Source organism: Marinomonas sp. ATLA20, assembly GCF_057180105.1.
Window position 1 is genome coordinate 129,952 of the sequence record NZ_JBXUKU010000009.1, and the last position, 12,518, is coordinate 142,469.

At 43.1% G+C, this 12,518-nt stretch carries 9 protein-coding genes; all 9 read left to right on the forward strand.

The window, feature by feature from the left end:
* Positions 1 to 184 precede the first annotated feature (184 nt).
* Positions 185 to 1,054, forward strand: coding sequence for a 2Fe-2S iron-sulfur cluster-binding protein (locus tag AC2A4J_RS15395; protein WP_484176652.1), 870 nt, complete (start codon positions 185 to 187; stop codon positions 1,052 to 1,054).
* A 50-nt stretch (positions 1,055 to 1,104) separates the two neighbouring features.
* On the forward strand, positions 1,105 to 2,382 hold the full coding sequence (gene sbcD, locus AC2A4J_RS15400; RefSeq protein WP_484176653.1) for an exonuclease subunit SbcD: 1,278 nt from the start codon (positions 1,105 to 1,107) through the stop codon (positions 2,380 to 2,382).
* Complete coding sequence (locus AC2A4J_RS15405; RefSeq protein ID WP_484176654.1) at positions 2,379 to 6,107, forward strand: SbcC/MukB-like Walker B domain-containing protein; 3,729 nt, start codon at positions 2,379 to 2,381, stop codon at positions 6,105 to 6,107. Before sbcD ends, AC2A4J_RS15405 begins: the two co-directional genes overlap by 4 nt.
* A 316-nt stretch (positions 6,108 to 6,423) precedes the next feature.
* Positions 6,424 to 7,149 (forward strand): septum site-determining protein MinC, encoded by a 726-nt coding sequence (gene minC / locus AC2A4J_RS15410; protein ID WP_255824772.1) that lies wholly within the window; start codon positions 6,424 to 6,426, stop codon positions 7,147 to 7,149.
* 61 nt (positions 7,150 to 7,210) lie between these two features.
* Positions 7,211 to 8,020 (forward strand): septum site-determining protein MinD, encoded by an 810-nt coding sequence (minD, locus tag AC2A4J_RS15415; protein ID WP_255824770.1) that lies wholly within the window; start codon positions 7,211 to 7,213, stop codon positions 8,018 to 8,020.
* A 1-nt stretch (position 8,021) separates the two neighbouring features.
* On the forward strand, positions 8,022 to 8,279 hold the full coding sequence (gene minE / locus AC2A4J_RS15420; protein WP_110572897.1) for a cell division topological specificity factor MinE: 258 nt from the start codon (positions 8,022 to 8,024) through the stop codon (positions 8,277 to 8,279).
* A gap of 189 nt (positions 8,280 to 8,468) precedes the next feature.
* Positions 8,469 to 9,647, forward strand: coding sequence for a cytochrome-c peroxidase (locus AC2A4J_RS15425; RefSeq protein ID WP_484176655.1), 1,179 nt, complete (start codon positions 8,469 to 8,471; stop codon positions 9,645 to 9,647).
* Between the two features lie 176 nt (positions 9,648 to 9,823).
* Positions 9,824 to 11,296, forward strand: coding sequence for a transporter substrate-binding domain-containing diguanylate cyclase (locus tag AC2A4J_RS15430; RefSeq protein WP_484176656.1), 1,473 nt, complete (start codon positions 9,824 to 9,826; stop codon positions 11,294 to 11,296).
* A gap of 125 nt (positions 11,297 to 11,421) precedes the next feature.
* The gene (locus tag AC2A4J_RS15435; protein WP_484176657.1) at positions 11,422 to 12,474 is read left to right on the forward strand and encodes an aldo/keto reductase; all 1,053 of its coding nucleotides are present in this window, start codon (positions 11,422 to 11,424) and stop codon (positions 12,472 to 12,474) included.
* Positions 12,475 to 12,518: the final 44 nt, after the last annotated feature.

Genomic DNA, 12,518 nt, shown 5'->3' on the forward strand with positions numbered 1-12,518 from the left:
AAGCCTTTTTGGCATGATGCGGGAAGTCCCGTTTTGCGCAGTTAAGAATGACCTATTATAGAATCGAAAGGCTAATGAGCTTGTTCTTATCGTAACTAAATGGGATTTTTCTACGATTGAGTGTCACACAAGAGAGGTAGTTAGGCAGAATATGTCATAATAGCCAGATCAAAGATGAGGTTGGATGATGGATTCACAGGCGCTGACGATAGAATTGGATGATGAGCAGTTTGAGGCAGTTTTGGGTGACAACTTATTGTCGTCGTTACTATCTCAGGGGGCGGATGTTCGTTACGGTTGTCGCGCTGGCGCTTGTGGTGCGTGTCGTCTTTATGATGCGAGCAATTGCGAGTCGATTCTTTCCTGCCAAACTACTGTTGCTTCGTCTATGTCATTAACCCAGCAAACACCGGCTGAGTCTTCTACTTTTTCTGTTCTAAGTAATGTTTCCCTTAATGATGATTCTATTGAGCTTGTGTTGTTAGGGCCAAGTGATGATTCTTTTGGCGACCGTGTTTTTGTGTCCTTACCATTTAAAGAAACAGGTGAAGAAGCGAATTTTGAGCACGCTCATTTTTATGAGTGTATGGCTTTAAATCCTGCGGGTGCGCCTTTGAAACTGGTGTTGCAAAAAGCGGAGTTAAACGAAAAGGATTGGTTGCGAGCCTTGGCGCTTTCAGCTGAGGATAAGGTAGCGGTTCAATTATCCACAGGGGTTAGGAAAGGACGTTTGTTGTTTGAAATGGACATTGCAGACGCGCCTGTTGTGGTGATTTCTTCTCCTGGAAATGCCATGTTCGAATCTTATTGGCGTGAGGCTTTGTTGGACTTTACGCCAAACTTTGTTGGGCATTTTACTCTGTTTGATAATACTGACCTGACACTTAGCTTAGCCGACGATGCGCTGATTGTTTTTCTGCAAGAGGCACTGAGGAGCTCTGGCGGTACTTCTTTACAACTTATTTATCATGGACAAAGCGTGTCGGCGAAAGATTGGGCGATGTTATTACGTCCGTTAAGGATCCATCCGAATCAGTTGCATTTTGTTCGGTAACTTGGCCTTTTTATTTTTATGCTTATTTTTATATTCAACGGATTCAATAAATGAAAATTCTACACACTTCTGACTGGCATCTTGGTCAGCATTTTATGGGGAAATCCCGCCGTGATGAGCACAAAGCCTTTATCGATTGGTTATTGGCGCTGGTGGATAAAGAATCTATCGATGCGGTGATTATTGCTGGTGATGTATTCGATACGGGTTCACCACCAAGCTACGCGCGCGAAATGTATCATCAGTTGGTATTAGACATGAAGGCGCGCCAATGTCAGTTGGTGATCGTCGCGGGGAATCACGATTCGGTCAGTATGCTAAATGAATCCAAGAGCTTGTTGACCTATCTCGATACTCAAGTGTCGAGCCAAGCTAACCTAGAAGATATCGATTCTCATGTTATTCCGCTAAAAGACAAAACGGGTGATATTGCCGCCTGGGTATGTGCTGTGCCGTATTTACGCCCGAAAGACGTAATGCAAAGCGTCGCTGGACAATCTGAACAAGACAAGAAGCTCGGCTTGTTGCAAATGATAGGTGATTTTTACCAGCGAGTGTTTGACGCTGCGTGCGAGAAAAACAAAGCATTGAAAACGGCGGTGCCGATTATTGGCACTGGGCATTTAACGGCAGTAGGTGGCCAAGTAAGCGAGTCGGTTCGTGATCTTTATGTGGGCACTTTGGAGGCCTTACCGACGTCGGTGTTCCCAGCGTTTGATTATTTAGCCCTTGGGCATATTCATCGTGCTCAACCGATCAGTAAAAGTGGTCGGTTCCGTTACAGCGGTTCACCGATTCCGTTGAGCTTTGATGAGTTAGGGCGTGACAAAACTGTGGTGATAGTCGATACCAATTTATTAGGTGAAGATACCTTTGTTGAAGATTTGTTTGCCGAGCCTGTGGACCCTGTTCAGTTGGTAACGATTCCGAATTTTCAGCCTATGGCGAGTTTGAAGGGCAACTTGAAAGAAGTGATTAAACAGATCACGGCTTTGGAATTAGCAGAAGACAAAACCCTTTGGTTGGAAGTCACTGTGATTGCTGATGAGTATTTAAGTGATGTGCATAAGCGCTTGCTGGAAGTTATTGAAGGCAAACCGATTGAGTTACTGCGAGTGATGCGTCGCAGTGCGATAGAGAAAAAGAACGAAGGTTTTGAGGCGCGCAAAACCTTGTCGGAATTAACGGTTGGTGATGTATTCGAGCAGAGTCTTAAATCCAATTTAGAACTGGATGAAGATGAGTCTAAAACTCTGACCAAGCTTTTTAATACTTGCTTGGTAGAGCTGGAAGAGCATCAGCAAGATGGCGAGGAGAAGCAATCATGAAAATTTGCAAACTGCGCCTGAAGAATTTGAATTCCCTAAAGGGCGAATGGGAAATTGATTTTACTAAAGCGCCATTTGACGACGCTGGTGTGTTTGCCATTGTTGGGCCGACGGGCGCGGGTAAGTCGACATTGTTGGATGCGATTTGTTTGGCTTTGTATCACGAAACGCCGCGCCTGAAAGTGTCACCAAGTCAGAACGATGTGATGACGCGTCATACGTCGGAATGTTTGGCTGAAGTTGAGTTTGAAATAAAAGGCAAAGGCTATCGCGCTTTCTGGGGGCAGCGACGAGCTCGAGGTCAGAGCGATGGTAAGTTGCAGCCGATGACCTGTGAGCTGTGCGAACGTGACGGCACCATCATTACCACTAAGATAAATGAAAAAATCGATAAGATAGCCGACATCACTGGTTTGGATTTTTCGCGTTTTACCAAGTCTATGTTGCTGGCTCAAGGTGGCTTTTCGGCGTTTTTGAATGCGTCAGCCAATGACAGGGCTGAGTTATTAGAAGAGCTAACCGGCACAGAAATTTATGGTGACGTGTCGAAGTGGGTGTTTGATAAACACAAGCTTGAGAAGCAAGCCATAGCGTCGCTTGAGAAGTTTAATGAGCAGACTCAGTTATTATCAGATGACGCTTTTGCTGAGCTAAAGCTGACCGAGTCGAGTTTTGAGTCTAATGAAAAAGCCAATGCCGACGCGTTAAAGCAACATCAAGCGGTATTGGAGTGGCGACGTACTGAGAAGAAACTGCAAGAGCAAGTGGCTCAATATCAGCAACAATTCGATGATGCGACGCAAGCGCTAGCGGATTTTGCACCTCAGCAACGACAGCTTGAACAAGCTCTCACAGCGCAGGTTTTACAGCCAGATTATGACAAACAGCAAGGTTTACAATCACGTTTGGATCAGAATCAGGCGGATGTTAGTCAATACTCTGAAATGCATCAAGCACAGCTTAAGCAAAGCCAGATATTGACTGATTCCGTTGAGCAAGCGAAAGAAAAGTTAGCCCGTGCGCGAGCTGATTTGGAAACCTTGAATAACAAAATCAATGATGAAATTCAGCCTATCTTGTCCCGCCAAGAAAGTGTGAAGGCTCAGCATCAGGATAGCCTTGCTCGACTTAAGCAAGCGACAGAAAAAGTCGATAATCAGCAGGCGCAACTAAAAGACGTGTCTGAAAAACAGGCGGGTATTGATAAAGCCTGTGACGAAAGCAAAGCCATTTTAAGCCGCTGGACATCGCCAGAAAAAATTGAAAACCAGTTGGCCAGTTGGCAGCATCAGGCACAAAGCATAGAGGCAAATACTCACGCTATTGCTGAACTTGAGATCAGTATCGATCAGGGGACAAAAAGTTATGATGCTGCTCGCTCTGCTCATGGAAACAATCAAGCTAAGTTAGAGCATGAACAAGCCAGCATAGAAGAGCGTCAGCAAGCATTGCAGAGCACGGTTCATGATTACATGGCGTTATCATCGCAACGTGAATATGCCGATTGGCAGAAAGGTTATCATCAAACTGAACGTGCTCAGTATAATGCGCAATCACTCTGGAAACAGTTTCATCAATATCAAGATCAACAGTTGCAATTGTCCGAGCTGGACGAGAATCTGAATACAATGGCAAGCCGTATTCAGCAACAGCAAAGCCAGCTAGAGCAACAAAGGCAAACCTACAAAAACAAGCTTCGTCATCAAAAATCGATTGAAAAACTTGCCGAGGCGGAGCGTCATATTGTGGCGTTAACCCATTTGCGTAATGAGTTAGGTGAACATGATGATTGTCCGTTGTGTGGTTCAGCAGAGCACAATCTTGCTAATGCTTTGTACCAAGCAGATTCTGGTAGCCAAGAAGAGTTTCTTCTATTAGGCAAAGAATTAGACGGTCTGAAAGGCCAGGGTATGCAGTTGGCGGCAGACTTGGAAGCCATGCAGCGTGAATTAACATCTGCTCAAACGCGACGTCAGCAATTGATCGATGGCTTACTGGCAACCGAAAATGATCTGAAAGAATGGCTGACGTCGTTGAATCAGGATCAAGGTTTTAACCTGTCTGATAAAGAACAAGTCTCTGCTCTGGTTCAACATGTAGAGCAAGATTGGCTGGCGCTGCAAAACATAGCACCTAAACTTGAAGCCTTGCACCAGTCTCGTTTGGCTTTAGAGACTGAGTTGCAGAACCTAGTTGTTCAGCACCAAACAACACAGCAGCAGGTTTCGCAAGATCAGAATCAATGTCAATTATTGTGGCAAACCTTAGAGACTCATCAAAAAAATCTTGTTAGTAAGAAGGATGAGCAAGAAAAAATCACTGCGAATTTACGCCATGATATGCAGCAATCGGGTGTGCCAGACAGCTATTTTGATTTGTCTTTGGTTGATGCGTTGACCCAGTTACAAGAGGCCATGAAGCAATGGCGCGACAGCAAAGCCGGTTACGATGCTTTGTTGCAGCAGCGTGAGCAGTTTAGTTATGAAAGTAAAAATTTAGAAAATACGCTAAAAGAGAGTCAGCAACTACGCGATGATGCGCAGGCCAAAGTGTATGAGTTAGATGCGGGCTTAGCTGACATTACTAAACAGCTGTATAACTTGCTAGGTGATAAGAGTGTTGGTGAGCTTCGTCAAGAAGCGCAATCTTTAGCTGATCGTGCTCATCAAGAGCTAGAAAAAGTTGAAGCGGAGCGGCAGCAGCTTGCTCAAGCTTTGGCGTCCAGCAAGGCGTCGCTAGATGCACTTAATAAGACGCGTCTAGTTTTGGCAGAAGAATATGATGCTGCGCTTGCTCATTGGCAACAATCACTGACAGAGAAAGGCTTTGAGGGTGAAGCTGCTTGGCTGCAAGCAAGCTTATCCGCAGAAGAAATGGCTCAGCACCAAGCAACACTTAAGCATCTTCAAGAGGCTGTTTCTAAGCTACAAACATTATTTAATCAATCTCAAGAATCTTTAGCTCAGCATATTGAAAGAAAGTCTGAACTTGTCGCTCTTGAAGGGAAGGAATCAAGTAATGCGGAGTTTGACGCTATTTCACTTGAGGCACTAGAAGAAAAATACACTCAGCTCGATACAGAGCGCCAAGCGTTGCATCGCCAGTGGGGCGTTATTAGTCAACAGATTCAAGAAGAAACACAGCGCAGGGAGCAAGTGGCGAAATCTAAGGAAGCACTAGAGGCGCGTCGAGAGGCTTTCATACATTTGGAGCGTTTGAATCATCTGATCGGTTCGGCAGATGGTGCCAAGTTCCGCCGCTTTGCGCAAAGTTTAACCTTGGATCATTTGGTCTATTTGGCTAATCAGCATTTGGACATTTTGCATCGTCGTTATCAATTAATGCGTAACGAAGATGCTTTGTCTTTGCTTGTGGTGGATACTTGGCAAGCAAATGCCTCGCGAGATACTAAGACGCTGTCTGGCGGTGAATCTTTCTTAGTGAGTTTGGCATTGGCATTGGCATTGTCTGATTTGGTTTCCCATAAAACCAGTATTGATTCTTTGTTCTTGGATGAAGGCTTTGGCACCTTGGATAGCGAGACATTGGAATCTGCTCTTGATGCTTTGGATAATTTGCATTCTTCCGGTAAGACCATTGGTATCATCAGTCATATTAGTGCGTTAAAAGAGCGTATTCCGGTTCAGATTAAGCTCACTAAACAAAGCGGTTTGGGTGTTAGTCGACTTTCTTCTGAATTTGCTGTGCATTCGCCGGAGGAGTGAGGTGAATGTCGGGTTATTTTCTGGGCTTTCATGGTGCAAAAGTTTTCCCCAGATTTATGGGAACAAGTATGTAAGTAAGTTGTAAAATATTAATTAAATCAAATGCTTAATCTTACGTTCATTATTGTTCATTTTGCGTTATTCTTAGCACTACAAGAGACCAGCGGGAACCATTGAGCGAATGTAAAGACATTGTAGAGGTGTCTTTCTTTAATCATCCAGCTTGATAGAATAGATTTTTAACGCTGATGGTGAAATTTCAGTGCGGCTTTTTAGTGTTTTGAGCCATTTAAGTTTTTAAAAAAGGAAAGTTTGCATGACAGACTCAGGCTTCCGGCTAAAAGGAAGCGTTGTTACGACGGTTTTATTAGAAATTCAAACTTTTTCACTAGATGACATTGTGTTTCATTTAAAAGAGAAGATTGATCAGGTTCCGCATTTTTTTAATCAGGCGCCGATCATTATCGATATTTCGAAGATGAAGCGTGGTATCAGGTTAGAAGAATTTGAAGAGCTGATTCAGTCGGTCAGTGCCCTTGGGCTTGGTGTGATTGGTTGGCGATGTGATCCTGAAGAATTGCCTGTCTGGAATGCTTCGGTAACCATTCCTTTATTACCTGCCAGCAAAGCAAGACCAATCAATGCATCTCCAGTCATTAAGGATGATACTAGCCCAGATGTAGTAGTGAAGACTGTTGTTGAAGAGCGCTTAGTGCCTCAGTCGACCAAAGTTATTAGCAAGCCAATTCGTTCTGGTCAGCAAGTGTACTCTGAAGGTGACTTGATTATTCTCAATCAGGTTAGTGCTGGTGCTGAGGTATTAGCAGATGGCAATATTCATGTCTATGGTGCTTTGCGGGGGCGTGCGTTGGCTGGCGTGAAAGGTGATGTAGACGCTAGAATTTTTTGTAAAAGCATGGAGGCGGAATTGGTTTCCATTGCTGGTAATTTTATGTTGAGTGATGCGCTGCAAAATATCGTTTGGAAAGACAGCGCGCAAGTGTTATTAGTTGACGATAGCTTAGAAATCGTACCGCTTTAAAATTTATTATTCATTTGATTTGTTAGATAAGCTTAATTTGAGTTTATCGGGGGATATAGCATTGGCAAAAATTATAGTAGTCACCTCAGGCAAGGGTGGTGTCGGTAAGACAACATCCAGTGCTGCTATTGGGACTGGTATTGCGTTAAAAGGTCATAAAACGGTTATTATTGATTTCGATGTTGGCTTACGTAATCTAGACTTGATTATGGGTTGTGAGCGTCGCGTGGTTTATGATTTTGTAAATGTCATTAATAAAGAGGCTTCTTTGTCTCAGGCTTTGATTAAAGACAAGCGCACAAAAGAGTTATTCATTTTGCCAGCATCTCAAACTCGTGACAAAGATGCGCTGACGATTGAAGGTGTTCAAGAAGTTCTTGAAGAGCTGGCGAAAGAGTTTGAATATATTATTTGCGATTCACCAGCCGGTATTGAAAAGGGCGCTCAGATGGCCCTTTATTTTGCTGATGCGGCTATTGTAGTAACTAACCCTGAAGTATCTTCGGTACGAGATTCTGATCGTATTTTAGGGATCTTGCAAAGTAAGTCTAAGCGAGCTGAGGAAGGTAAAGCGCCGATTGAGGAGCATCTTCTTTTAACTCGTTATCACCCTGGACGTGTTGCGTCTGGTGAGATGTTAAGTGTCTCTGATGTTGAGGATATCTTGGCGATTCCTCTGCTTGGGGTAATTCCTGAGTCTGAGGCGGTGTTGAAAGCATCGAACCAAGGTACTCCCGTGATTCTGGATACGGAATCTGAGGCTGGTTTGGCTTACATGGATGCCGTTGATCGTTTGATGGGTGAGGAGCGTCCATTGCGCTTCTTAGAGATTCAGAAGAAAGGCTTTATCAAGCGTTTGTTAGGGGGTTAGAGTGGGAATTTTCGATTATTTTAAAAGTAAAAGTGCTCCTAGCTCAGCTTCTGTAGCAAAGGATCGTTTGCAGATTATTGTTGCTCATGAGCGTAGTAAACGCCATCAACCTGATTATTTGCCGCAGATGCAGCAAGAAATTATTGATGTGATTCGTAAGTATGTGAATATTGGCAGCGAAGATGTGCAGATACAGTTGGATAATACGGATGACTGTTCTGTGTTGGAGTTGAATGTTACTTTACCAGAGCAAAATTAGTGTAAAGATAACTGCTGCTAATTTTGGTTATTGATTAAACGCCAAACAAGATCGTAAATTTTTCTTGTTTGGCGTTTTTTTATGCTTAATTCAATCAGTTTGCTCAGTGTTGTTTTACTCAAGTTTTCGTGGGTGTATTATTTATGTCACTTCTTTTTTGATTAAACATTTTCCATAAGAGTAAAGTTGATGCTGCGTTTTTCCCTTGGTCTGGTGGCTATTTCAGTTCTGCTTTGTGCCTGTAGCGAACCTAAACAGGTCGTTTCTCAAGCTAAGCCTACACATTCCACTGCTGAGCTTCCGATTGCGATGACAGACCCTAAGGCAATGTTAGGTGCACAGCTTTTTTTTGATACTAACCTGTCTAAAGAGCGTAATCAGTCTTGTGGTACTTGCCATGATATAGCGAACGGCTTTGTTGATAAAAGGCGAGATGCGCTATTTGGCGCCGTGTCATTGGGCAGTGACCGTTTATCTATGGGAAGTCGCAATACGCCGACAGCCGCCTACGCGGCATTCTCACCCGCATTTCATCGTATGTCTAATGGCGAGTATCGCGGTGGTCAGTTTTTGGATGGCCGTGCATCGGGGTTAGCCCAACAGGCAGAAGGGCCATTCTTAAATCCTTTGGAAATGGCTTTGCCTAGCGGTGCGGCAGTTGTGAATCGAGTTAGAGAAAACGAGCGTTATGAAAGCTTGTTTAATTCAATATATGGACAAGATGTTTTAAATGATCCTATGAAGGGTTATGCGGCTATTACTGACTCTATTGCCTCGTTCGAGAAAACGGCTATGTTTATGCCATTTGATTCCAAATATGATCGAGCTCTGCGTGGCGAGATAGCGTTAACGCCACAAGAGGAGTTGGGCAAAACTTTGTTCTTTTCACAACAATTTACTAATTGTAATGCTTGCCATCAGTTAAGTTCGTCTCCGCTAAACGACCAAGAAACCTTTACGAATTACGAATACCGTAATATTGGTGTTCCTGCTAATCCTGATGTTTTGCATCAAAATGGAAGAAGGGATCTGGGCTTGTTGGACAACCCAACTATTGATGATGAGAAACAAGCTGGCAAGTTTAAAGTGCCTTCTTTACGTAATGTTGCTGTGACAGGACCGTATATGCACAACGGCGTGTTTACTGATCTTCGTACCGTGGTGCTTTTTTACGATAAATACAATAACCCTAGTCGTACGGAGAATCCTGAAACAGGTAAGCCTTGGGCGGAACCTGAGGTGTCAGAAAATATAGATTTGGAGAATCTGCAAAAAGGTCCTGCTTTACCAGATCGAAGAGTGGATGCCATTGTTGCTTTTTTGAAAACTCTAACGGATCAGCGCTATGAATACTTGTTGGAGGAATAAGTTAGATTGTTGATATATTTGTTATAAGTCGGTCGTTGTATTTTGTTTGGTCTTTCTGGGATGGTCAATGTCAGGTCATTGAATTACTATAGAATATGGTTTTTTTAAATGCTCCTATCTTAATCTTGGGCTGCAAATGTTTTGTGCATAGGGATGTTATGAAGAGAAATGCATTTTTGACTAGAAGCTTTTTTGGTGGTTTGTATCTGCTTCTATTCGGCGCGGCTGACATCTTGTATGGCAAAGATATATTTACGGCTGAGGAACGGCTCTGGTTGGATCAACATCCTGTTATTCGCTTTGCGCCCGCGCCAAATTACCCTCCAGTTGAGTTTTTTGATGAGAATAATGAATACCAAGGTATTACCGCTGATTTTATTAAAATAATCGATCAGCAATCTGACTTGGGGTTGAAGCTTGAAATTGTACAGCTTGCCAGTTGGGATAAAGTGGTATCTGAAGGGCGCTCCCGAGGAGTGGATATGTGGGGAGCCGCTGAAAAAACCGTAGAACGTAGTAAGTTTATGCTGTTTACTCGACCTTATATTCGCTTGCCGGAGATAATTATTGTTCGTAATGAGTTTGCCGGAGAGGGAATGGAGGCACTCAAAGGCAAGAAAGTAATTGGTATAAAAAATTACGCATCCTATGAGTATTTGTTAGAAAATTTCCCAGAATTAAATACGTTAGCAGTCTCGGATATAGAAGTCGGGCTGCGGATGGTATCTTATGGGTCGGCGGATGCTATTGTCGCAACCAACGCGGCTGCTATTTACTACATTGAAAAAAATGGTCTTACTAACCTTAAGGTAGTGGGTGAGTCAGGCTTTGAATGGAATTTACGTTTCGCAGTAAGGGATGATTGGGCTCCGTTGTTGTCTATTATGCAAAAAAGCTTAGACAGTATTACAGCGCAGCAGAAACGGGATATATATCGTTATTGGATAAATTTAGATTCATCAGAAGGCTGGAGTTTCGCTAAGGACTACATGTTTATCGCCACTGGTGGCGGTGTGCTAGTCGTTGTGTTGATCCTATTTGGTTGGGGTTTTCGAAAAAGAGCTGAAATCAAAATGCAGCGATTAACACAACGAATTGAAGAGCAAAAAAAATTAGAAGAAGAACTAAGAAATCTGGCTACTACCGATGAGTTGACTGGTACCTATAATCGTCGTGCTATTTTGGATATGGCGCAAAATGCGTATCAAAAGTGTATTGATGAAGGGCAGCCTTTTAGTGTGTTGTTGATTGATATTGATCATTTTAAGCAAGTAAATGATCAATATGGTCATGAAGTAGGCGACAGGGTGATCAAGGCGATTGTAAATGTCTGTAGCGATATATTGAGGGTTAAGAATGTCGGGCATATCGGTCGTATAGGAGGTGAAGAGTTTGTGGTTATCCTTCCTATGATCGATAAAATAGAAGCGCACGCTGTGGCTGAGAAGTTACGGAAGTACGTCGAGAAAGAGCCTATCCAATGTGTAGAAAATACTTTGTACTGTGCAACTGTTAGTGTCGGTTTGGCTTCTCTAGACCGCACTGAAAAATTTGATGAGTTGTTAAATAGGGCCGATATGGCTATGTATCAGGCTAAGAACACGGGTCGTAATCGTGTTTCCATTTGTCGAGAAATTATTGCTGGCTAATCATTGTTTGGCTAGTTAGGTTTGGTGAATTGTATTTATCTAATATCGCTCGATATTGGTTCTTTGGTTGCCGCTTTAATGTATCGTCTAGTGATTATCTTGTTAGTAAATATGGAGAGTTTTGAATGAAATATAGTAAGTTGGGGCGAACTGGTTTGTCTGTTTCGCGAGTATGTTTAGGTACTATGACTTGGGGCACTCAAAACAATCAAGCCGATGCTGATGTACAAATTGAGTACGCTTTAGCAAATGGCGTGAATTTCATTGATACGGCAGAAATGTATTCTGTACCACCGACACCAGAGTCTTACGGTAAAACAGAGACTATCATTGGTGATTGGCTTTCTCGTAACCCAGAACGACGTAAAGAATTTGTTCTTGCGACTAAAATTGCAGGTCCAGGTCTAAAATATGTGCGTGATGGTAGTAATATTTCAGGTAAAACCGTGATTGAGGCGGTTGATGCTTCTCTGAAGCGTTTGCAAACCGATTATATTGACCTTTACCAGCTTCATTGGCCTAACCGTTCAACACCTCACTTTGCGAAGCATTTCCCAGGTGTTATTAGTTTTACGAATGTTGACCGTGATGATCAGTCTGCTCAGATTTTAGATATTCTTAAGGGCTTAGATGCTTGCATTAAAGCGGGTAAGATTCGTCACTTTGGTTTGTCGGATGATACGACCTGGGGAATTAATGAGTTTATTCGCCTTAGTGAAAAGCATGGTTTACCGCGCGTTGCTTCTATTCAAAACGAATTTAGTTTGCTGCATACAAAAGATTGGCCATATTTGGTTGAGAATTGCGTGCATGAAGATGTTGCGTACTTACCATGGTCGCCTTTGGCAGCGGGTGCTTTAACGGGAAAATATCTCGGTGGTGCTCGCCCCGAAGGGAGTCGTTGGACTTATTCTCAGCGTAACGGTATTTTCCGCGATACGCCTTTGGTTGAAAAAGCTGTTGCTGCTTATATGGAAGTTGCCAAGAAGTATGGCTTTACACCGGCTCAGCTTGCGTTAGCGTGGTGTGATCAAGTGGACGGTGTTAGCTCAACTATTATTGGTGCAACGTCTCTTGAACAGCTTAAAGAAGATATGGCGGCATTTTATATGACGCTGTCTGAAGAGGCGTTGAAAGATACCATGGCAGTATTCAAAGAGTATCCAGTGCCGTTCTAATTGCACTAATAAACGTGGTTTGGTACTAAAAAAGCGCTTAGGCG